Raw genomic sequence first — 22,816 nt, forward strand, 5'->3', positions numbered from 1 at the left:
CCGCCCATCACCATCGGCTCGTCGCCCAGCGGCAGCCGCCCTTGCCCGGCGGCCTCGACCAGGTCGCTGTCGTCGGCGACGGCGCCGAAGGGGGCTCCTGGGTCAGTGGCGACGGTAGGAGTCGACGTAGCCCCAGGCGGGCGAGCCGACGCCGGTGACGTCGTCGTAGCCCTTGACGGCCTTGAGCGAGCTGTCCTTGCCGAGGCTGCGGACGGAGATGCTCAGACCGCCGGTGGCGTCGTGGCCGTTGACGAAGTCGACGCGCGCCACGGCCAGGTCCTTGCCGGTCGGCTTGTCCACCACGTCGTGGTACAGCTTCGAGCCGTACCGGGAGTAGATCGACGGGTTGGCGAAACCGATCGCCTTGCCGCCGCGGGCCTCCTGGGCGAGGGCCTGCACGGCCGCGATGACCGGCGCGGCCAGCGAGGTGCCGCCGATGCGGTACTCGCTGTAGCCCAGCGTGCCGTCCGTCAAGGACTGCGTCTGGCCCACCAGGAAGCCGGTGTTCGGGTCGGCGATGGCCGCGATGTCCGGGACGACGCGGTTGCCGGCGGCGTTGTTGGCCGTGGCCAGCGCGGCCGGGACGACGCCCTTCTGGTAGTACGGCTGCGGCACGGTCTTGCTGGTGCCGCCGCCCGCACCGGAGGTGTAGGCGCCGGGGAAGCCCGTCCAGCTCTTGCCGTCCGCGGACAGCAGGGCCTTCTCGGTGCCCCAGCCGGTCTCCCACTTGTACGCGTCGCCCTTGCCGACGGCCAGCGACGTGCCGCCGACCGCCGTCACCCACGCCGAGTTGGCCGGGGTGTCGACCTGCTTCGTCTTGGTGTTGGCGACCTCGTCGCCGTTGTCACCGGAGGAGAAGTAGAAGCCGATGCCCTCCACCGCGCCGAACTGGAACACCTGGTCGTACGCGGCGGCCAGGTCCGGCGTCTGGTTGGCCTCGACGTCGCCCCAGGAGTTGGAGACGATGTCGGCCAGGTGGTTGTCGACGACCTTGCTCAGCGAGTCGAGCAGGTCGTCGTCGTAGCAGGAGGCGGCGCCGACGTAGGTGACGTCCGCGGCGGGCGCCACGGCGTGCACGGCCTCGACGTCGAGGGTCTCCTCGCCGTACCAGCCCGCCGCCCCGCACTCCGTCGTCTTGGTGTACTGCGCGGGGAGCACCTGGTGCAGCCGACTGGTCTTCCAGGCCGCGTCGCCGTTGCGCTTGGCGTAGTTCGCCGCGTCGAAGGCGATGGTCGGCGAGGCGTAGGCGTCGGTGATGGCGACGCGGACGCCCTCGCCGGTGTACTTGCCGGCGCCGTAGGCCGAGCGGAGCTGCTTGCCCGTGTAGCCCTTGATCGCGTACGGGATCTTCGTGCCGTACGCGGACGGCAGGCTCTTGGCGATCCGGGAGCCGTAGTACGAGGAGAACGGCCCGGAGTTCTTGAACACCGTCTCCGGCGGAGGGAGCTGGTCCTCGTGGTTCGCCTTGTGCGGGGCGTTGTCCAGACCGGTGACGGTCAGGACGGCGCCCTTCAGGCCCTCCGGCACGGTGGCCGACTGGGCCGGCGCGCGGTAAGTCCGCGAGCCCTTGGCGAAGTCGTGGAGCTGGGTGCCGAACGCCTTCTCGGCGGCGGCGACGTCACCGGTGACGGCGACGTAGTGCGCGGTGACCGAAGTGACCTTCAGGCCCGCCGACTTCAGCCACGACGTGACGGCGGCCTTCTGGGCCTTCGTCGCGCCGAACTGACGCTGCGCCTGCGCGGCGCTGAGGTACTTGCCGTACGAGGGCGAGGACGGGTCGGCGACCGCCTTCGCGTAGGCGGCGAGGCCGGCGGCGTCGCGGCCGGCCAGGAACACCCGGGCGCTGACCTGGGCGCCGTTCGGCGTGGAGCCCTTGTCCGCCTTGGCCGTCGCCCACAAGGGCTTGGTGCCCGCGAGCGCGTTGCGGCCCGAGTGGTCCGCGGCGTGTGCCGCGGGTATGCCGAGCACCAGCGCACCGGCGATCATGGGCAGCGTCGCCGCCATGCTCACCCCGGCGCGTACGGTGGCGCGGTTCGATCTCATAAAACCCCCTGCGATGCGGATCGCATCTGACGCAATGAGTGGTCGGTCTTCGTGCGATGCGCGCAGGGGCCGCGGCGGTTCGGCCCGGGGCTGGATCACACGAGCGAGGGCCACTCTTCCGGATGAACCGTACATGCCAGGGGAATGAAAGGGTCAAGAGAAACCCAAGGAACCGTCAGGCACCGTTCATCTGCGCCGAATTGAGGGCTCCGACGTCCGCATAGCGGACGTCTTCTTGATCAACTGATCGCGGCGCCACGCTTCTTGAGCATGTCGGCCATCAACTGGATCTCCGAGCGCTGCGCCTGCACCATGCCCTGCGCCAGCCGCCGCTCCACGCCGACCGAGCACCGGGCGGCGCAGCCCTCCGCCATGTGGACCCCGCCCCGGTGATGGGCCGTCATGAGCCGCAGATAGTCGATCTCGGCCTTCCGCCCGCTGAGCCGGCCCAGTTCGCGCAGCTCGGCGTTGGTCGCCATGCCCGGCATCAGCGCGCCGTCCTTGCCGGCAGGGGCGTCGCCCATGCCCATCCACGTCATCGGCGGATCCGCCGACACCTTCGGCAGCCCCCACAGGTCGAGCCAACCCAGCAGCATTCCCCGCTGGTTGGCCTGCGTCTGGGCGATGTCGTAGGCGAGGCGGCGCACTTCGGGATCCCGGGTGCGGTCGCGCACGATGTACGACATCTCCACGGCCTGCTGGTGGTGGACGGCCATGTCCCGGGCGAAACCGGCGTCCGCGGAGTCCGCCGCGGGGACCCGCAGCACGCTCCCCGCCCCGCTCCCGCCGCCGTGGTCCTCGGCGACCGCGTAGCTGATCGCGCCGGCCGCGACCAGCGCCGTCACGGCGGCCCCCGCGACCATCCCGGCGAGCCTCACTGGCTCACCCCGCCGGTGCAGGCCGCCCCCGGCTCCGGCGTCTGGGGTCCCTGCACGAACGCGGCGAAGAACTTGTCCAGGGCCGGGTCGTGCGCCCCGGTCACCGTGCGCTGGCGCCCCCAGGCGGAGAGCATGATCGGGTCCTTCTGGTCCGGGACCGGGCTCATCAGGGTGTACGGCGTGCCGTGCACCTTCGCCGCGAGCGCGGTCACGTCGGCCTTCGGGGCCTTGTCGTTGTACGTCACCCAGACCGCGCCGTGCTCCAGCGCGTGCACCGCGTGCACGTTCTGCACCGGCTTGTCGTAGACGTCGCCGTTGCAGTTCTGCCAGACCGGGTTGTGGTCGCCGCCGACCGGAGGCTCCATCGGGTACGTCACGGGGGCGGTGGTGTGGGTGCGGCCCAGGGCGCCCTGCCAGGTGCGCACGCCGTCCGCACCGGTCACGAAGTGACCCGCCCCCTTGGCGCCGCCGCTCGGGCCGGCCGCCTTGCCCGCCGTGTCGTCGCCTGAGCCGGCCTGGATCAGCGCCACGCCGCCGGCGGCCAGCGCGGCGACGGCGACCACGCCCGCCGCGACGGCGATCAGCCGGTTGCGGCGCCGGCGGGCCTGCTCGGCACGGCGCATCTGCTCGATGCGCGCCTTGCGCTGCTCGGCGCCGGCGGTCGTACCGGTCCTGTCGACGGAACCCATGGAGGCAGTCCTTCGCATGTGAAGTGTGAGGGGCGGTCGGGTGCGCCGATCGTAGTGCGGCGGGAGGGGTGCGGGGGAGAGCGCCGGGGCGGCGAACCCGGTGACCCTGGGGAACTCGGCGCCCCCGGAGAGCGTGGACCCCGGTGGCTCCGGTGGCTCCGGTGGCTCCGGTGGCTCCGGTATCTCCGGTGACCCCAGTGACTGCGGCGCTCCGGAGAACACGGCGACCCGGGCGACCCCGGCGACCCTCATGAACCCAGAGGCCCCGAGGCCCGCGCGCAGGCCGTCCCGCGCGCAGGCCGGACCGGGCGCGGACCGGACAGAACGCGAGCCGGACCGGGCGTAGGCCCGACCGGGCGCGGGACGGACCCGGACTCGGCCATGACGGATGACTGTGCGAGCGGGCAAGATGGGCGGCAGAGCGGCGCACCCGCACGGGCCGCCGCCCGCGGCCGCCCGCCCGCCGTGGACCGGCCGCCCGCCGTAGACCGCCGTAGACCGCTCCTCCTAGGGGTACGGCGTGGGCACGCCGGGCGTACCGGCCGGGCACGTGCGGACGATCAAGGTCCGCAACGCGCGTGAAACGCGGTTGTGGTGTGATGCTCGGGTGCCCGACCGCCTCCGCCCGACGGACGAGCAGGCGGCCTGACCAGCAAGGATGGGGAAGCGGAAGATGGACAAGCAGCAGGAGTTCGTGCTCCGGACCTTGGAGGAGCGCGACATCCGGTTCGTACGCCTGTGGTTCACGGACGTGCTGGGCTTCCTGAAGTCCGTGGCCGTGGCGCCCGCCGAGCTTGAGCAGGCGTTCGACGAGGGCATCGGCTTCGACGGCTCGGCCATCGAGGGCTTCGCGCGGGTCTACGAGTCCGACATGATCGCCAAGCCCGACCCGTCCACCTTCCAGATCCTGCCCTGGCGCGCCGAGGCCCCCGGCACCGCCCGCATGTTCTGCGACATCCTGATGCCGGACGGCTCTCCCTCCTTCGCCGACCCCCGCTTCGTGCTCAAGCGCGCCCTGGCCCGCACCTCCGACCTGGGCTTCACCTTCTACACCCACCCGGAGATCGAGTTCTTCCTGCTGAAGGACCGCCCGCTCGACGGCTCCCGCCCCACCCCCGCCGACAACTCCGGCTACTTCGACCACACCCCGCAGAACATCGGCATGGACTTCCGCCGCCAGGCGATCACCATGCTGGAGTCGATGGGCATCTCGGTGGAGTTCTCCCACCACGAGGGCGCCCCGGGCCAGCAGGAGATCGACCTGCGCTACGCCGACGCCCTGTCCACGGCGGACAACATCATGACGTTCCGCCTGGTCATGAAGCAGGTGGCGCTGGAGCAGGGGCTTCAGGCGACGTTCATGCCGAAGCCGTTCTCGGAGTACCCCGGCTCCGGCATGCACTCGCACCTGTCCCTCTTCGAGGGCGACCGGAACGCGTTCTACGAGTCGGGCGCCGAGTACCAGCTCTCCAAGGTCGGCCGCTCCTTCATCGCGGGCCTGCTGCGGCACGCCGCCGAGATCTCCGCGGTCACCAACCAGTGGGTCAACTCCTACAAGCGCATCTGGGGCGGCTCGGAGCGCACCGCGGGCGCCGGCGGCGAGGCCCCCTCCTACATCTGCTGGGGCCACAACAACCGCTCGGCCCTGGTCCGCGTCCCCATGTACAAGCCCGGCAAGACCGGCTCGGCCCGCGTCGAGGTCCGCTCGATCGACTCCGGCGCCAACCCGTACCTGACCTACGCCGTCCTGCTGGCCGCCGGTCTGAAGGGCATCGAGGAGGGCTACGAGCTGCCGCCGGGCGCCGAGGACGACGTCTGGGCCCTGTCCAACGCCGAACGCCGCGCACTGGGCATCGCGCCCCTCCCGCAGAACCTCGGCGAGGCCCTGAACCTCATGGAGAACAGCGACCTGGTCGCCGAGACCCTCGGCGAGCACGTCTTCGACTTCTTCCTCCGCAACAAGAAGCAGGAATGGGAGGAGTACCGCTCCGAGGTCACCGCGTACGAGCTGCGGAAGCATCTGCCGGTGCTGTGAGCCGCCGGGACGGCGGGGCGCCGGTCCTGCCCGGCGCCGGTCCGGCTCAGGCTGCCCCGGTTCGGGCCGCGTACGGGCCGGGTCAGTGGAGGTAGGACGGGGAGAGGGCGGCTCGGCTGATGCGGTGGGGGGCGCCCGTGCCGTCGGACGGGACGGTCCAGAGGTCGGCGCCGTAGTCGCCGGGGAGGGCGTAGACGAGGGTGCGGGCGTCCTTCCAGACCGCCTGGTCGTCCACGCTGCGCCGCTCCGCGAGCGGGGTCTCGCGCTGGGTGCGCAGGTCGAGGACGTACAGGCGCCACGGGGCGTCCTTGGGCAGGCCCGGGACGCGCTTCTTGAAGGCGATCCGGCTGCCGTCGGGGGAGAGGGAGGGGCACTCGACGTTCGCGCGCAGGACGGTGACCGTGCGCGTGCGCAGGTCGCCCCGGACCAGGTGGGTGCGGCCGCCGGTCGCCAGCGTCGCGTAGAAGGCGCGGTCGTCGGCGGCGAAGGTGACGCCCCAGAAGTTGACGTCGGGCGCCTTCAGGGTGCGGCCGTCCTCGATGATCCGGAACGCCTCCAGGCTGGGGATCAGCGCGCCGGTGCGGACGTCCGCAATGGCGGTCCGGGTGGAGAAGTCCGTCCCGGCGTACGAGTCGCCGCCCACGAACGCCGTCCACGCGGCGAAGTGGCCGCTGGGCGAGACGCGGGCGCGGGAGGGGATGCCGGGGACGTCGTAGCGGGCCCGGGTCCGCAGGCGCGCGTCCAGGATCAGGGCGCGGTAGGTGTCCGAGACCGGGCCGTGCACCGCCTGGAGGCACACGCCGGCGCCCGCGGCGGCGTAGAAGCGCAGGCACTTGACGCCCGAGGCGGTGCGCGGGCCTGCCGGGTCGGCGGCCGGGACCGAGGCCAGCTCGTCGCGGTGCGGGCCCCAGGCCATGGTGCGGAAGACCATGCGGCCGGGGGCGGTGAGCGCCACCGGGCCGGAGGCGATCGGCGGTCCGCCCGCCTGGGCCTGGTCGCGCCGGTCGGCCCGAGTCGAGGCGTGCAGGACGGCGGCCGCGGCCACCGCCGCGAGCACGGCCACCGCCGACAGCAGGATCAGGATGCGGTTGCGTGCCGTCATGCTCTCGCCGAGCCCCTCGTGTCGTCTCGCGTGCCGTTCGCCGTGTCGTCGGCCACGTCGTTCGCCATGCCGCGCGGCGCGTCGTCCGCCCCGCCCGCCCCGTCGTCCGCCCCGTTCGCCCCGTCGCCCGTCCCGCCCGCCCCGTCGCCCGTCCCGCCCGCCCCGTCGCCCGTTCCGTCCGCCGTGTCGTCCTGGGCGCCGTCCGTCGTCGCGTGCGCCGTCCGCGGCCGCAGGGTCGCGGAGTAGGCCGCGCACACCGCCAGCGCCGCCGCGGCGGCGGTCAGCGCCGCACGGTCGCCCCACACCGTCCAGGCCGCACCGAACGCCAGCGAGCAGCCGAACCGCGCCAGCGCCTGGCCGGTCTGCACCACGGCCAGGCCGGACGAGCGCAGTCCCGGCGGCACCCCCTCGGAGGCCGCCGCCATCAGCACGCCGTCCGTCGCCGCGTAGAACCCGCCGTGCAGCAGCAGCACCGCGTACGGCAGGGCCGTGCCGTGCCAGGAGGTGAGCAGCAGGCCGTAGACGAGGAGCAGGGCCGCGTGGCCGCCCAGGAACACGTGCCAGCGGCCGATCCGGTCCGCCAGCCGGCCCAGCGGCAGCGCCAGCAGCAGGAAGGCCGCCGCCGTGCCCAGGGGCAGCAGCGCGAACCAGCGGTCGGACACGCCGAGGCGCCGTTGCAGCAGAAGGTAGACGAACGAGTCGCTGACCGTCGCCAGGCCGAGCAGCAGCGCGCCGACGGCGATCCGGCGCAGGTCCCGGCGGCGGAGCAGCGCCAGGGCGGCGCGCAGGGTCGGGGGCGGCGGGTCGGCCGGGATCGCACGCGCCGCGGGTTCTCTCCGGGCGGCGCCGGGGGAGGGCGGGAGCGATGGGGCGGACGGGAGCGATGGGGTGGGCGGGAGGGACGGGGTGGACGGGGTGGACGGGAGCGATGGGGTGGACGGGACGAAGAGGATCAGGACCAGGACGCCCACGGCGGCCACGCAGAAGCTCACGGTGAACACCGCGTCGTAGCCGTCCACCGCGGCCCGCAGGATCCAGAACGCGGCCAGCGGGCCGAGCAGCGCGCCCGCCGTGTCCATGGCGCGGTGCGCGCCGAACGCCCGGCCGCGGTTCTCCGGAGTGCTGGACAGGGAGATCAGCGCGTCGCGCGGCGCCGTGCGCAGGCCCTTGCCGGTGCGGTCGGCGGCCAGCACCAGGCCGATCGGGGTGAGCGAGTGGGCGACCAGGAGCAGCGGCTTGCACAGGGCCGAGATGCCGTAGCCCAGGCCCGCCACCCACTTGTGCCGGCCCCCGCCCCGGTCGGCGAGGTGCCCGCCGACCAGGCGGACGAGGGCCGAGAAGCCGTTGTAGACGCCGTCGAGGAGCCCGAAGCCCAGCGGGGACAGGCCGAGGCCCGCCACCAGGTACAGCGGCAGCACCGCCGTCACCATCTCCGAGGACACGTCGGTGATCAGGCTGACGGTGCCGAGCGCGAGGACCGTGGGGGCCACCGCGGCCAGGCGCCGCCCGGAACCGGTCCGGGCGGCGCCGTGCGCGGACGCCGGTGCGCCCTCAGCGTCCGGACCGCCGTCAGCGCCCGGACCGCCGTCAGCGCCCGGACCGCCGTCGGCGTGCGCGGGGCGGGTGCTGCTCGGGGCGCTCGCCCGGCTGTCCGCTACGTACACGTCAGGAAGCCCAGACGCCGGTGATGTCGTGGGCGGAGGCCGCGTTGCCCGCGTGCGCGGTCAGGCCCTGACCGTCCTCCAGGGTGCGCAGCAGGTCGTAGTGGTTGTACGTGGTCGCGCTGCTGGAGCCGGGGGCCACCGGCTGCCCGTACAGGACCGTCGGGATGCGGTTGCCGCTGAGCTTGTTGTCCTCGTCGAAGGTGACGACGAGCAGGCTGTTGTGCGTCTTGGCCCAGGTGGCGTACGCGCCCAGGTTGTTCTTCAGCCAGGTGTCGCCCGTGGACACCGAGCAGTCGTGCATGTCGCTGCACAGGTTCGGGGTCACGAAGGAGAGCTGGGGCAGCGTGGAGTAGTCCGTCGGGAACTGCGCGAACGTCTTCGCCGACGATGTGGGCACGTTGCTGAAGCCGAACCACGGGTTGTGCTTGCGGGCGTAGTCGCCGCTGCTGCACGTGGTCGAGCCCTGGCTGGGCAGCGACTCGTTGTAGCTCGTCCAGGTGCGGCCGGCGGCGAGTTGCTCGGAGGCGAGGTTCGGCGCCGAGGAGAAGCCGGGCGTGTAGCAACTGTCGTCGGTGATGCCCTGGGTGGAGCCCGAGAACAGGGTGAAGTAGTTCGGCTGGCTGGGGTGGGTCTCGGCGTAGGACTGCGTGAGGTTGGCGCCGCCGGACTTGAGCGAGTTGATGTACGGGGCGCTGGAGGAGCCGATCACCTGGCTGTAGGCGTGGTTCTCCATGACCACGACGACCGTGTGGGCCGGGGCGGGCACCGCGCTCGCGGCCTGCGCGGACGAGGAGCCGGCCAGGCCGGTCCACAGGCCGGCGGCGGCGGTCGCCAGCGCGGCGGCGCACGCCATGGCGGTGCGGCCGCGGCGCGGTCTGGTCTTCTCGGACCTGCCGTTGTTGCCGGGCATTGCTGACACGTCGACCTCCGGGGCGAGGGGGCGGGGGAGCGGGGCGGCGGCGGTGCGGATGGAGCATGCTCACGCCAAGGCGCCGCTATTCCACGTCCGCCGACCCGGCAGGTGAAGACCGGGTGAACGGCCGCCGCGGGGCGGCCGCGGTTCGGCTGCGGTCTGGCCGTGGTTCGGTCGCGGTCTGGCTGTGGCTCGGCTGCGGTCTGGCTGTGGTTCGGCTGCGGTCCGGTTGCCGGGGGGCCGCGGTGGGGTTGGCGTGCCGCGTCCGGGCGCCGTGCGCCCGCCGCATCGCCGCCCGGGGCCGGCTCCGACTGCGGGGCAGCCGCCTGCCCCCTGCCGCCTGTGGCCGACCCTACGTGGGCTGTCGGCCGCGCGCCGTCCGCCGTCCGGGTGGCGGTATCGGTGGCGGGTGGCGGGTGGCGGGTGGCGGGTGGCGGGTGGCGGGTGCCGGTGCCGGCGTCCGGGAGCCGGTGTCGGGTGTCGGGCGCTCTCTGCCGGGTGAAGGCCGCGCGCCGTCTGCCGGGGGCGGTCCGGACGCCCTGCGTACGCCGTCCAGTGCCGCCCACCGGCTTGTCGGCGGGCTCCCCCGGAGCCGGGGAGCCGGGGGCGGGCTAGGCTCTGGCCAGGACCAGCTAGATCGGACGGGAGGCCCGGATGACGGCGGCGCCGGGGCGCAGGAGCAGTACCTTCACACGGCTGCTCCGGCACGGTTTCACCGATGCCCTGGCCGCCGAGCGGCTGCTGGAGAGCCCCGAGCTGGCGCCCGTGCGGAGCGACCCGGTGCTGCTGGAGGCGCTGGGCGCCACCGCCGACCCCGACCTCGCGCTGGGCGGCCTGGTCCGGCTGCTGGAGGCGCAGCCCGACCCGACCGCCCGGCGGGAGCTGCTCGACACCCTGATAGCGGCCAAGCCGCTGCGCGACCGGCTGCTCGGCGTGCTCGGCGCCTCCGCCGCGCTCGGCGACCACCTCGCCCGGCACGCTGGAGACTGGCGCGAGCTGGTCACCTACGAGCCCCAGGACCTGCACCCGGGCGTGGCCGAGTTCGAACGCGGACTGGCGGGCGCCGACGACCCGGTCGCGCTGCGCGTCGCCTACCGGCGCTGCCTGCTGTCCATCGCCGCCCGGGACGTGTGCGGCACCACCGGAGTCTCCGAGACCGCCGCCGAGCTGGCCGACCTCGCCACCGCCACCCTGCGCGCCGCGCTGCGCCTCGCGAAGGCCGCCGCGCCCGAGGACGCCGCCGCCTGCCGCCTCGCGGTCATCGCGATGGGCAAGTGCGGCGGCCGCGAGCTGAACTACGTCTCCGACGTGGACGTCATCTTCGTCGGCGAGGCCGTCCAGGACGGCGACGAGACCGCCGCGCTGCGGGCCGCCACCCGGCTCGCCTCGCACCTGATGCGGATCTGCTCCGAGACGACCGTGGAAGGGTCCATCTGGCCGGTCGACGCCAACCTGCGGCCCGAGGGCCGCAACGGCCCGCTGGTGCGCACCCTGAGCAGTCACGTCGCCTACTACCAGCGGTGGGCCAAGACCTGGGAGTTCCAGGCGCTGCTCAAGGCCCGGCCGGTCGCCGGCGACGCCGCGCTCGGCGCGGAGTACGCCGCCGCGCTCGCCCCGCTGGTCTGGCAGGCCGCCGAGCGGGACAACTTCGTCGCCGACGTGCAGAAGATGCGCCGCCGGGTGGTCGAGAACATCCCCGCCGCCGAGGTCGAGCGCGAGCTGAAGCTCGGCCCCGGCGGACTGCGCGACGTCGAGTTCGCCGTGCAACTGCTCCAGCTCGTGCACGGGCGGGCCGACGCCTCGCTGCGCGGCGGCGCCACGCTGGACGCGCTGTCGGCCCTCGCGGCGGGCGGCTACATCGGCCGCGCGGACGCCGTGCAGCTCGACGAGGCGTACCGCTTCCTGCGCTTCGTGGAGCACCGCATCCAGCTCCACCGGCTGCGCCGCACCCACCTTTTGCCCGAGGACGACGCCGGCCTGCGCCGCCTCGGGCGGTCCCTCGGGATGCGCGCCGACCCCGTCGCCGGCCTCACCCGCGAGTGGAAGCGGCACACCGGCGTCGTACGGCGGCTGCACGAGAAGCTGTTCTACCGGCCGCTGCTCGACGCGGTCGCCCAACTGGCGCCGGGCGAGGCGCGGCTGAGCGCCGAGGCGGCCCGGGAGCGGCTGGTCGCGCTCGGGTACGCCGACCCCGCCGCCGCGCTGCGGCATCTGGAGGCGCTGGCGTCCGGCGTCACCCGGAAGGCCGCCATCCAGCGGACGCTGCTGCCCGTGCTGCTGGGCTGGTTCGCCGACTCCGCCGATCCGGACGCCGGGCTGCTCAACTTCCGCAAGGTGTCCGACGCGCTCGGCAAGACGCCGTGGTACCTGCGGCTGCTGCGGGACGAGGGGGCCGCCGCCGAGAACCTGGCCCGGGTGCTCTCCGCCGGGCGGTTCGCCCCCGACCTGCTGCTGCGGGCGCCCGAGGCGGTGGCGCTGCTCGGCGACGGGGACGGCGGTGGCCTCGCGCCGCGCGGGCGGGCCCCGCTGGAGCAGGAGATCCTCGCCGCCGTCGGCCGCGCCGAGACCGCCGTGCAGGGCGTCGCCGCGGCTCGCGGGGTGCGCCGCCGTGAGCTGTTCCGCACCGCCGCCGCCGACATCATCGGTTCCTACGGCACCGAGGCCCAGCCCGCCGAGGCCGACGAGGGCGCGCTGGTGGACCGGGTCGGCGGCGCGGTCTCCGACCTGACGGCGGCGACGCTGGCGGGCGCCCTGCGGGCGGTGGTGCGCGAGGCGTGGGGCGACGTGCTGCCCACCCGGTTCGCGATCATCGGCATGGGGCGGTTCGGCGGGCACGAGCTGGGCTACGGCTCCGACGCGGACGTGCTGTTCGTGCACGAGCCGCGCGACGGCGTGGACGAGCGGGAGGCCGGGCAGGCCGCCAACCGTGTCGTCGCCGAGCTGCGGCGGCTGCTCCAGGTGCCGAGCACGGATCCGCCGCTGCTGGTCGACGCGGATCTGCGGCCCGAGGGGAAGTCCGGGCCGCTGGTGCGGACGCTCACCTCGTACCGGGCGTACTACCGGCGGTGGTCGCTGACCTGGGAGTCGCAGGCGCTGCTGCGGGCCGAGCCGGTGGCCGGGGACGCGGAGCTGGGGCGGCGGTTCGTCGAGCTGATCGATCCGCTGCGGTATCCGGCGGACGGGCTCGGCGAGGACGCGGTGCGGGAGATCCGGCGGCTGAAGGCGCGGATGGAGTCCGAGCGGCTGCCGCGCGGGACCGACCCGAAGCTGCACACCAAGCTCGGGCCGGGCGGGCTGTCGGACGTGGAGTGGACGGTGCAGTTGCTCCAGATGCGGCACGGGGCGGAGGCAGCGGGGCTGCGCACCACGCGGACGCGGGCCGCGCTGGCCGCGGCGCGCGAGGCGGGGCTGGTGTCGCCGGAGGACGCCTCTACGCTGGACGAGGCGTGGGTGCTGGCTGCTCGGGTGCGCAACGCGGTGATGCTGGTGCGGGGGCGGGCGGGGGACACGTTTCCCTCGGAGCCTCGGGAGCTTGCCGCGGTGGGGCGGTATCTGGGGTACGGGCCTGGGCATGTGGGCGACATGCTCGACGCGTATCGGCGGACTGCTCGGCTGGCTCGGGGGGTGGTGGAGGAGCTGTTCTACGGGACGTGAGGGTGGGGGCGGTTCCGTCTGGGGTGTGCTTGCGGTGCGCAAGGGCCTGCGGTGCGGGCGCCTGGCGTGCGTGGGGCTTGCTGTGCGTTGGCCGGCTGGCTGCGGTGCGTTGGGGGGCGCTTGCGGTCGTCTTCGGGGCGCGGGCCGTGGGGGTGCGGCCGGTCCGCCGCGCACGGACATACGGCCCGGAGATTCTGAGTCGAGGCTGGGTGAGACCGCAGTATGCGGCGGACCTTGGCCGCACCCCCACGGCCCGCTTCCGTTGTCGGGCGGCCTCCGCTGCGTGTTGGCTTGTGCCCGCTTCCGTTGTCGGGCGGGCTCCGCTGCGTGGGGGGTGCCTGCCTGGGTGCGGGTCGGGTGTGCGCTGACGGGGCGCTTTGGCGTCGGGTGGGGTGGGGTTCGTGGTTACGCTCTTGCCGGTTGCCACGTTCTTCTGGGGAGGGATGGGGGGAGGGCGCCGTACCAGAGGCGGGCTGTGGTGACGCCTGCGGTGAGGCACAGGGCGCCGCCTACCGCGTCCAGCCAGAAGTGGTTGGCGGTGGCCACGATGACGAGCAGGGTGGCGGCGGGGTAGAGGAAGGCCAGTACGCGGACCCAGGGGACGGTGGTCAGGGCGAAGATCGTCACGCCGCACCACAGGGACCAGCCGATGTGCATCGAGGGCATCGCCGCGTACTGGTTGGACATGTGCTTCAGGTCGCCGGAGGCCATGGAGCCCCAGGTGTGGTGCGCCTGGACCGTGTCGACGAAGCCCCCGCCGGTCATCAGGCGCGGGGGCGCCAGCGGGTACAGGTAGTAGCCGAGCAGGGCCACGCCCGTGGTGGCGAAGAGGGCCAGCCGGGCCGCCGCGTACCGGCCGGGATGGCTGCGGTAGAGCCAGACCAGGACGCCCACGGTGACCACGAAGTGCAGCGTCGCGTAGTAGTAGTTCATTCCGACGATCAGCCAGGCGACCGAGTCGGCCGCATGGTTGATCGAGTGCTCGACGGCGATGCCCAGGCGGTGTTCGAAGCGCCAGACGGCGGCCGCGTTGGCCAGTGCCTGCGCCTTCTGCTCCGGGACCGCGTTGCGGATCAGCGAGTACGTCCAGTAACTGACCGCGATCAGCAGGATCTCGAACCACAGGCGGGGGTGTCCCGGCTCGCGCAGGCGCCGGGCGAGGGCCGGGCGGGCGCCGTCCGCGACGGGGCGGGGAAGGACCTGCTCGGGGCCTTCCGGTCGCGTCGCCGTCGTGTCACCCATGAGCACAGAGTCTGCCAGAAAAGACCTTCTGCGCCGATCATCCCCCGGCCGGCGGTCCTCCGCATGTCCGGCCGCGGATCACGCCGGGGCCGCGGCCGTGGAGCCCCGCACCACCAGTTCCGGCATGAAGACGAACTCGCTGTGCGGGGCCGGGGTGCCGCCGATCTCCTCCAGGAGCGTGCGCACCGCGGCCTGGCCCATCGCCGGCACCGGCTTGCGGATCGTGGTCAGCGGCGGGTCGGTGAAGGCGATCAGCGGCGAGTCGTCGAAGCCGACGACCGAGACGTCCCGGGGGACGTCGAGGCCGCGCTGCCGGACCGCCCGGATCGCGCCCAGCGCCATCATGTCGCTGGCGCAGACGATCGCCGTGCAGTCCCGCTCGATGAGCGCCGCGGCGGCGGCCTGACCGCCCTCCAGGGTGTAGAGCGAGTGCTGCACGAGCTGCGACTCGATGACGTCCGGCGCCAGGCCGAGCTGGTCCTGCACGGCGCGGACGAAGCCCTCGATCTTGCGCTGCACCGGGACGAAGCGCTTGGGGCCGAGGGCCAGGCCGACGCGGGCGTGGCCCAGCGAGACGAGGTGGGTGACGGCGAGCGCCATGGCCGCGCGGTCGTCGGGGGAGATGAACGGCGCCTGCACCTTGGGGGAGAAGCCGTCCACCAGGACGTAGGGCACGCCCCGGGCGCGCAGGCGCTCGTAGCGCTCCATGTCGGCCGTGGTGTCCGCGTGCAGGCCGGAGACGTAGATGATGCCCGCGACTCCGCGGTCCACCAGCATCTCGGTCAGCTCGTCCTCGGTGGATCCGCCGGGCGTCTGGGTGGCGAGCACCGGCGTGTAGCCCTGGCGGGTGAGCGCCTGGCCGATGACCTGGGCCAGCGCCGGGAATATCGGGTTCTCCAGCTCCGGGGTGATCAGCCCCACCAGGCCCTCGCTGCGCTGCCGCAGCCGCACCGGGCGCTCGTAGCCCAGCACGTCGAGGGCGGCCAGCACCGACTGGCGGGTGGTGGCGGCGACGCCCGGCTTGCCGTTCAGGACACGGCTGACGGTCGCCTCGCTCACTCCCGCCTGCGCGGCGATGTCGGCAAGCCGTGTGGTCACAGGAGTGGACTGTACCGGTCGCCTGCCGCCGTTCCCACCGCTCGGGCGCCTGGGGCGGCCCGTCGAACGAGCCGCTGCGGGCTGCTGCGTCATCGCGTTCCCTCGTGTAGTGGCCGACGTCCCGGCGTCCCCGCCGCAACCGGATGATTCCCCGCACGACACGGTATGGCAAGAGCTTGCAGAGCCTTGCACAAGGGTCCGACGGTCTCTCCGACCCGGTGAATACCGGGGTGAACGGGGTCACGGCGAGGTCACGGCGGGGTAACCGTCGGAGCGGCTTGCGGTTTTTTTCTGCAAGGTCTTTCGGAACGCTTACATGGCTGTTACGTTCACGGTCGCCCGGCGGCGGCAACGGCGCGGTCGGAGTCGGCGGAGGCGGCGGACGGGGCCGTCCTCCACGCACGGGCTTTCACCCTCAAGGAGAACTCATGCGGCGTGGCATTGCGGCCAGCGCGCTGGCGGCGTCCCTCGCCCTCGCGGCGACGGCCTGCGGCGGGAGCGACAGCGGCAGCGACAAGTCGGACGGTCCGGTGACCCTCACCTGGTGGGACACCTCCAACGCCACCAACGAGGCGCCGACCTACCAGGCCCTGGTCAAGCAGTTCGAGGCCGCGAACAAGGGCGTCAAGGTCAAGTACGTCAACGTGCCCTTCGACCAGGCGCAGAACAAGTTCGACACCGCAGCCGGCGCCCAGGGCGCCCCGGACGTCCTGCGCTCCGAGGTCGGCTGGACCCCCGCCTTCGCCAAGAAGGGCTACTTCCTGCCGCTGGACGGCACCGACGCGCTGGGGGAGCGGTCGCAGTTCCAGCCCAGCCTGATCAAGCAGGCCCAGTACGAGGGCAAGACCTACGGCGTGCCGTTGGTCACCGACACGCTGGCCCTCGTCTACAACAAGGCCCTCTTCAGCAAGGCCGGCATCGCCGACGCGCCCAAGACCTGGGACGAGCTGAAGTCCGACGCCGCCAAGATCCAGGCCAAGACCGGTGTGGACGGCTACTGGGGCTCCACCCAGGCGTACTACGCGCAGTCCTTCCTCTACGGCGAGGGCGCCGACACCGTCGACGCGGCCGGCAAGAAGATCACCGTGGACTCGCCCGCCGCCAAGAAGGGCTACGGGACCTGGCTCGGCCTGTTCTCCGGCAAGGGCCTGCACAAGGCCGACATCACCGCCGACGCCTACGCCCACATCCAGGACGCGTTCGTCAACGGCAAGGTCGCCGCGATCCTCCAGGGCCCCTGGGAGATCACCAACTTCTACAAGGGCGCCGCCTTCAAGGACAAGGGCAACCTCGGCATCGCCGCCGTCCCGGCCGGCTCCACCGGCAAGGCGGGCGCCCCGACCGGCGGCCACAACCTCTCGGTCTACGCGGGCTCCGACAAGGCCCACCAGGCCGCCGCCCTGAAGTTCGTGCGGTTCATGACCTCGGCGAAGTCCCAGGAGACCATCGCCCTGAAGAACTCCACGCTGCCCACCCGCGCCGACGCCTACACCGCCCAGGTCAAGGCCGACCCGGGCATCGCGGGCTACCAGGGCGTGCTCTCCGCCGCCCAGCCGCGTCCGGCGCTGCCCGAGTACAGCTCCCTGTGGGGCCCGCTGGACACCGAGCTGCCCAAGATCGCCGGCGGTAAGGAGTCCCTGGACCAGGGGCTGGGCAACGCCGAGCAGGCCATCGCCAAGCTGGTGCCCGACTTCAGCAAGTGAGCCCGGGTGGCCCCCGGATCCTTCCTCTAAGGAGGGGAAGGATCCGGGGCCGCCGTTTCGTGCGCAGGCCCGACCCGAACCTCCCCCGAAGGTGTCGAACCATGACCGTCGCCATCGACCGCGCCACCGGACGGCGCCGCGGTGACCGCGCGCCCCGCCCCGGCCTGGGCCAGCGCGTCCGCAACGGATTCCAGAAATACTGGTACGCCTATGCGATGATCGCGCCGGTCGTCGTCGTGCTCGGCGCCATCGTCGGCTATCCGCTGCTGCGCGGCTTCTACCTGACGCTGACCGACGCCAACAGCCTCAACTCGGCGCGCACCATCGGCGTCAACCACATCGCCGCCACGTACAAGTTCGTCGGGCTCGGCAACTACCGGGACATCCTGTTCGGCCCGACCGCCTACGACCGGTTCTGGTCCCACTTCCTGTGGACCGTGGTCTGGACGGCCTCCTGCGTGGTCCTGCACTACGCCATCGGCCTCGGCCTCGCCCTGATGCTCGACCAGAAGCTGCGCGGGCGCACCGTCTACCGGATGCTGCTGGTGCTGCCCTGGGCCGTGCCGACCTTCGTCACCGTCTTCTCCTGGCGGATCATGCTCGCCGACTCCGGCGTGCTCAACCAGGTGCTGCACGCGCTGCACCTGCCCCAGCCGCAGTGGCTGGAGGACACCTTCTGGCAGCGCTTCGCCGCGATCATGGTCAACACCTGGTGCGGCGTGCCCTTCATGATGCTCTCGCTGCTCGGCGGCCTCCAGTCCATCGACGCCTCGCTCTACGAGGCGGCGGAGATGGACGGCGCGAGCGCCTGGCAGCGCTTCCGCCACGTCACCCTGCCCGGCCTGCGCTCGGTCAGCTCCACGGTGGTGCTGCTCGGCGTCATCTGGACGTTCAACCAGTTCGTGATCATCTTCCTGCTGTTCGGCAAGAACTCCGCGCCCGACGCACAGATCCTCGTCACCTGGGCCTACCAGCTCGGCTTCGGGCAGCAGCCGCGCGACTTCGCCCAGTCGGCCGCGTACGGCGTGCTGCTGCTGTCGATCCTCGCCGTCTTCACCTCCTTCTACTTCCGCTGGCTGAAGCGCAATGACCAGCTCGCCGTCTGACGCCGCAGGAGCCGCCGCCATGACCACCACCGCCGCCCCGGACACGACCGAGGCCCCGGCCGCCCCCGCCGCACCGCCCGCGCGGCGCACCCGCCGGCGCGGCGAGCGCGGCCCGCTGGGCGCCGCCCTGCTGCACGGCGGCCTGGTCGCGGCGAGCCTCGTCGCCGTGGCCCCGGTGGCCTGGCTGTGCTACCTGTCCCTCGGTCCGGGCAAGGAGGACTACCTGCACCCGGGCGAGATCCTGGGCAAGCTCTCCTTCTCGAACTACGGCTTCGTGCTGGCGCACACCGGCTTCTTCGACTGGTTCGAGTCCACGATGATCGTGGCCCTCGGCACCACCCTGATCGGCGTCTTCGTCGCCGCGACCACCGGCTACGCCGTCTCGCGCATGCGCTTTCCGGGCTACAAGCCGCTGATGTGGGTGCTGCTGCTCACCCAGGCGTTCCCCATCGCCATCCTGATCGTGCCGATGTACGAGATCTTCAGCGACCTCGGCCTCATCGACACCTACTGGGCCCTGATCGTCATCAACTGCACCACCGCCGTCCCTTACAGCGCCTGGCTGCTCAAGGGCTACTTCGACACCATCCCGTTCGAGATCGACGAGGCCGGACGCGTGGACGGGCTCAGCCCCTTCGGCGCGTTCTTCCGGCTGATCCTGCCGCTGGCCCGCCCGGGACTGGCCGTCGCCGCCTTCTACAACTTCATCACGGCCGTCGGCGAGGTCGCCTTCGCGACCACCTTCCTGCTGGACGACTCCAAGTACACCTTCGCCGTCGGCCTCCAGACGTTCGTCAGCGAGCACGACGCACAGTGGAACTACATGGCCGCCACCGCGGTGCTGATCGCGATACCCGTGTCGGTGTTCTTCTACCTCGTGCAGAGGAACCTCGTCACCGGCCTGACCGCCGGCGGCACGAAGGGCTGACGGCCCGCCGCGCGCACGGCCCCGCGCCGCGGACGGGTTCCGCGCCACGCCCGGCTTCCGCGCACGCACGGTTTCCGCGCCACGCGCGGCCCTCGCGCCCCGCACGGCTCCGCGCACGCACGGCTTCCGCGTTCCCGCGCGGGCGGTCGGGCGGGTGGGCGGTCGCGGCGTCCCACCGACCCCGCCGTCACCGGGGCCGCCGCCTCACCGCGACCGCCGCCTCACCGCCCGCCGCCGCACGCGCGCCCCGCTCCGGCCCGCCCGCCGCCGTCCGCGCCCCGCCCCCCCGACCCGCATTCCGCCACGCAGCAACAAGGACGCCATGAGCACGCAGCACACCCCTGCCCCGACCCCCCGCTCCGATACGGCCTTCGCCACCGTCGCCGCCCCGCGCCGCGACTGGTGGCGGGACGCGGTGATCTACCAGGTGTACCCGCGCAGCTTCGCCGACGGCAACGGCGACGGCATGGGCGACCTGGAGGGCGTCCGCGCCCGCCTGCCCTACCTGCGCGACCTCGGCGTGGACGCCGTCTGGCTCAGCCCCTTCTACGCCTCCCCGCAGGCCGACGCGGGCTACGACGTCGCCGACTACCGGGCCGTCGACCCGATGTTCGGCAGCCTCCTGGACGCCGACGCGCTGATCCGCGAGGCCCACGCGCTGGGTCTGCGCGTCATCGTCGACCTGGTGCCCAATCACTCCTCCGACCAGCACGAGTGGTTCCGTCGCGCCCTCGCCGAGGGCCCCGGCTCGCCGCTGCGGGCCCGCTACCACTTCCGCCCCGGCAAGGGGGAGCACGGCGAACTGCCGCCCAACGACTGGGAGTCCATCTTCGGCGGACCGGCCTGGACCCGGGTCGCCGAGCCGGACGGCGCCCCCGGCGAGTGGTACCTGCACCTGTTCGCCCCCGAGCAGCCGGACTTCGACTGGGAGCACCCGGCCGTCGGCGACGAGTTCCGCTCGATCCTGCGCTTCTGGCTGGACATGGGCGTCGACGGCTTCCGCGTCGACGTCGCGCACGGCCTGGTCAAGGCCCCGGGACTGCCCGACCTCGGCGCCCGCGACCAGCTCAAGCTGCTGGGCAACGAGGTCATGCCGTTCTTCGACCAGGACGGCGTGCACGCGATCTACCGGCAGTGGCGCGCGCTGCTCGACGAGTACGCCGGCGGGCCGCAAGGGCCGTCGGCGGACGGCCGGGAGGCGGGCGCGCGGATCTTCGTCGCGGAGGCGTGGACCCCGACCGTCGAGCGCACCGCCTGCTACGTCCGCCCCGACGAGCTGCACCAGGCGTTCAACTTCCAGTACCTGAGCACCGACTGGAACGCGCAGGAGCTGCGGAGCATCGTCGACAAGACGCTTGAGGCCATGCGCCCGGTGGGCGCCCCCGCCACCTGGGTGCTCTCCAACCACGACGTGACCCGGCACGCCACCCGCTTCGCCAACCCGCCCGGCCTCGGCACCCAGATCCGCACCGCCGGGGACCGCGCGCTCGGCCTGCGCCGGGCCCGCGCGGCCACCCTGCTCATGCTGGCGCTGCCCGGCTCCGCCTACGTCTACCAGGGCGAGGAACTCGGCCTGCCCGACGTGGTCGACCTGCCCGACGCGGTGCGCCAGGACCCGGCGTACTTTCGCGGCGAGGGCCAGGACGGCTTCCGCGACGGCTGCCGGGTGCCGATCCCGTGGACCCGCGAGGGCTCCTCCTACGGGTTCGGCGACGGCGGGAGCTGGCTGCCGCAGCCGTCCGGCTGGGGCGAGCTGAGCGTGCAGGCCCAGCAGGGCGTGCCCGACTCCACCCTGGAGCTGTACCGCTCCGCCCTCGCCGTCCGCCGCGCCCACCCCGACCTGGGCGCCGGCGACGGCGTGCAGTGGCTGCGCGCCCCCGAGGGCGTGCTGGCCCTGCGCCGCGGCGACTTCGTCTGCGTGGCGAACACGACGGGAGAGTCGGTGACGAGCCCGTCGTATGGCCGGGTGCTGCTGGCGAGCGGCGAGGTGACCGAGGCGGACGGCGAGACGAAGGTCCCGGCCGACACCACGGTGTGGTGGACGGCGGTCTGATCCGCCCCGAGGCCGACGCCCTCGCTCCGGGCCCGCCGTCCCCCGCGGACGGCGGGCCCGCCGTCTGTCCGCAGGCGCGCCGGAGGCCGAACTCCCCTGCGACGAGGCGGGTTTCGCCGGTGCGACGGGAATGTTACCGGGGGGTTGACCGGCGCTGTCCGGGCTCGTACGGTCTGCTCACTGCAAGTGGTTGAAAGGTTGCAGCAACTCCTCTCAAAGGATCGGGGACGTCCCCCAGCTTCCCCGTCCCCCCGGGCCCCCAAAGCCTCCTGCACCCCTCCTTCAACGGAGAAGGACCCCCCCATGGCCATCCGAAGAGCCCTCGCGTGCGCCGCCGCCCTGGCCGCGGCCGCCCCCGCCGTCCTGGCCAGTCCGGCCGCCGCCTCCCCGCCCGGCGCCAAGGACGTCACCGCCGTCCTGTTCGAGTGGAACTACGCCTCCGTCGCCAAGGAGTGCACCAGTTCCCTCGGCCCGGCCGGCTACGGGTACGTCCAGGTCTCCCCGCCCGCCGAGCACATCCAGGGCCCGCAGTGGTGGACGTCGTACCAGCCGGTGAGCTACCGGATCGCCGGGCGGCTCGGCGACCGCGCGGCCTTCCAGAACATGGTGAAGACCTGCCACGCGGCCGGGGTGAAGGTCGTCGTCGACACGGTGATCAACCACATGTCGGCGGGCAGCGGCACCGGCACCGGCGGCTCCTCGTACACCAAGTACGACTATCCGGGCCTGTACTCCGCTCCCGACTTCGACGACTGCACCGCGCCGGTCAGCAACTATCAGGACCGGTGGAACGTGCAGCACTGCGAACTGGTGGGCCTGGCCGACTTGGACACCGGCGAGGAGTACGTCCGCAAGACCATCGCCGGGTACATGAACGACCTGCTCACCCTCGGCGTGGACGGCTTCCGCATCGACGCCGCCAAGCACATCGCCGCCGACGACCTGGCGAACATCAAGTCGCGCCTGACCGACCCGAACGCCTACTGGAAGCAGGAGGTCATCTACGGCGCGGGGGAGGCGGTCCAGCCCACCGAGTACACCGGCAACGGCGACGTGCAGGAGTTCCGCTACGCCTACGACCTCAAGCGGGTGTTCACCAGCGAGAAGCTCGCCTACCTGAAGAACTACGGCGAGGGCTGGGGCTACCTGAGCAGCTCGGTCGCGGGCGTCTTCGTCGACAACCACGACACCGAGCGCAACGGCTCCACGCTGAACTACAAGAGCGGCGCCGACTACACGCTGGCCAACGTGTTCATGCTCGCCTGGCCCTACGGCGCCCCCGACGTCAACTCCGGCTACGAGTGGTCCGACCCGGACGCGGGGCCGCCCAACGGCGGCCGCGTCGACGCCTGCTGGCAGGCGGGCTGGAAGTGCCAGCACGCCTGGCCCGAGATCAAGTCCATGGTCGCCTTCCGCAACGCCACGCGCGGCCAGGCGGTCGTGAACTGGTGGGACGACGGCGCGAACGCCATCGCCTTCGGCCGGGGCGCCAAGGGCTACGCGGCCGTCAACCACGAGTCGAGCGCGCTGACCCGCACCTTCCAGACGTCCCTGCCGGCGGGCACGTACTGCAACGTCCAGAACAGCACCCAGGTGACGGTGAACGGCGCCGGCCAGCTCACCGCCACGCTCGGCGCGAACACCGCGCTGGCGGTCTACGCCGGCAAGTCCGCCTGCTGACGCCCCCGCCGCCCGGCCGCACCCCGTC

15 protein-coding genes are annotated in these 22,816 nt (G+C 73.0%); 7 read left to right on the forward strand and 8 right to left on the reverse strand.

The window, feature by feature from the left end; translation table 11 throughout:
- Window positions 1-102 precede the first annotated feature (102 nt).
- The 3 genes from ABZ861_RS02645 to ABZ861_RS02655 all read right to left on the reverse strand — a co-directional run bounded on the left by ABZ861_RS02645 (window position 103) and on the right by ABZ861_RS02655 (window position 3,610).
- On the reverse strand, window positions 103-2,043 hold the full coding sequence (locus ABZ861_RS02645) for a S53 family peptidase (protein WP_361622498.1): 1,941 nt from the start codon (window positions 2,041-2,043) through the stop codon (window positions 103-105).
- 239 nt (window positions 2,044-2,282) lie between these two features.
- Window positions 2,283-2,906, reverse strand: coding sequence for a DUF305 domain-containing protein (locus tag ABZ861_RS02650; RefSeq protein WP_361622500.1), 624 nt, complete (start codon window positions 2,904-2,906; stop codon window positions 2,283-2,285).
- Window positions 2,907-2,917: 11 nt separating this feature from the next.
- Complete coding sequence (locus ABZ861_RS02655) at window positions 2,918-3,610, reverse strand: DUF3105 domain-containing protein (protein WP_361622503.1); 693 nt, start codon at window positions 3,608-3,610, stop codon at window positions 2,918-2,920.
- 673 nt (window positions 3,611-4,283) lie between these two features.
- Here ABZ861_RS02655 and glnA point away from each other — a divergent pair.
- A complete protein-coding gene (gene glnA, locus ABZ861_RS02660) occupies window positions 4,284-5,645 on the forward strand; it encodes a type I glutamate--ammonia ligase (protein ID WP_361622506.1) in 1,362 nt (453 codons plus the stop codon).
- A gap of 82 nt (window positions 5,646-5,727) precedes the next feature.
- Here the strand turns inward: glnA and ABZ861_RS02665 are convergent, their stop codons facing one another.
- The 3 genes from ABZ861_RS02665 to ABZ861_RS02675 form a co-directional block, all read right to left on the reverse strand.
- On the reverse strand, window positions 5,728-6,747 hold the full coding sequence (locus ABZ861_RS02665) for a TolB-like translocation protein (protein WP_361622509.1): 1,020 nt from the start codon (window positions 6,745-6,747) through the stop codon (window positions 5,728-5,730).
- Window positions 6,744-8,246, reverse strand: a complete 1,503-nt coding sequence (locus ABZ861_RS02670) for an MFS transporter (RefSeq protein WP_361623565.1) — start codon at window positions 8,244-8,246, stop codon at window positions 6,744-6,746. The genes ABZ861_RS02665 and ABZ861_RS02670 overlap by 4 nt, the downstream gene beginning before the upstream one ends.
- 166 nt (window positions 8,247-8,412) lie before the next feature.
- A complete protein-coding gene (locus ABZ861_RS02675) occupies window positions 8,413-9,321 on the reverse strand; it encodes an alkaline phosphatase family protein (protein ID WP_361623568.1) in 909 nt (302 codons plus the stop codon).
- A gap of 657 nt (window positions 9,322-9,978) precedes the next feature.
- On the opposite strand from ABZ861_RS02675, the gene ABZ861_RS02680 reads away from it, so the two are divergent.
- The gene (locus ABZ861_RS02680) at window positions 9,979-12,978 is read left to right on the forward strand and encodes a bifunctional [glutamine synthetase] adenylyltransferase/[glutamine synthetase]-adenylyl-L-tyrosine phosphorylase (protein ID WP_361622512.1); all 3,000 of its coding nucleotides are present in this window, start codon (window positions 9,979-9,981) and stop codon (window positions 12,976-12,978) included.
- Window positions 12,979-13,383: 405 nt separating this feature from the next.
- Here the strand turns inward: ABZ861_RS02680 and ABZ861_RS02685 are convergent, their stop codons facing one another.
- Together ABZ861_RS02685 and ABZ861_RS02690 are read right to left on the reverse strand one after the other, a co-directional pair.
- Window positions 13,384-14,220: a phosphatase PAP2 family protein gene (locus ABZ861_RS02685; RefSeq protein WP_361622515.1), complete on the reverse strand. Its 837-nt coding sequence runs from the start codon at window positions 14,218-14,220 to the stop codon at window positions 13,384-13,386.
- 78 nt (window positions 14,221-14,298) lie between these two features.
- Window positions 14,299-15,318 (reverse strand): LacI family DNA-binding transcriptional regulator, encoded by a 1,020-nt coding sequence (locus ABZ861_RS02690; RefSeq protein WP_361622518.1) that lies wholly within the window; start codon window positions 15,316-15,318, stop codon window positions 14,299-14,301.
- A 428-nt stretch (window positions 15,319-15,746) separates the two neighbouring features.
- Here ABZ861_RS02690 and ABZ861_RS02695 point away from each other — a divergent pair, with 428 nt between their 5' ends.
- From ABZ861_RS02695 to ABZ861_RS02715, 5 genes are all read left to right on the forward strand, one after another.
- Entirely contained in the window at window positions 15,747-17,021 is a 1,275-nt protein-coding gene (locus ABZ861_RS02695) for an extracellular solute-binding protein (RefSeq protein WP_361622521.1), read from the forward strand.
- A gap of 101 nt (window positions 17,022-17,122) precedes the next feature.
- Complete coding sequence (locus ABZ861_RS02700; RefSeq protein WP_361622524.1) at window positions 17,123-18,127, forward strand: sugar ABC transporter permease; 1,005 nt, start codon at window positions 17,123-17,125, stop codon at window positions 18,125-18,127.
- Between the two features lie 19 nt (window positions 18,128-18,146).
- The gene (locus ABZ861_RS02705; protein WP_361622527.1) at window positions 18,147-19,055 is read left to right on the forward strand and encodes an ABC transporter permease subunit; all 909 of its coding nucleotides are present in this window, start codon (window positions 18,147-18,149) and stop codon (window positions 19,053-19,055) included.
- A 322-nt stretch (window positions 19,056-19,377) separates the two neighbouring features.
- Window positions 19,378-21,108, forward strand: coding sequence for a glycoside hydrolase family 13 protein (locus ABZ861_RS02710; RefSeq protein WP_361622530.1), 1,731 nt, complete (start codon window positions 19,378-19,380; stop codon window positions 21,106-21,108).
- 303 nt (window positions 21,109-21,411) lie between these two features.
- Window positions 21,412-22,788: an alpha-amylase family protein gene (locus ABZ861_RS02715; RefSeq protein ID WP_361622533.1), complete on the forward strand. Its 1,377-nt coding sequence runs from the start codon at window positions 21,412-21,414 to the stop codon at window positions 22,786-22,788.
- Window positions 22,789-22,816 lie beyond the last annotated feature (28 nt).

Source organism: Streptomyces sp. NPDC046985 (assembly GCF_040644415.1).
Lineage (GTDB): Bacteria > Actinomycetota > Actinomycetes > Streptomycetales > Streptomycetaceae > Streptomyces.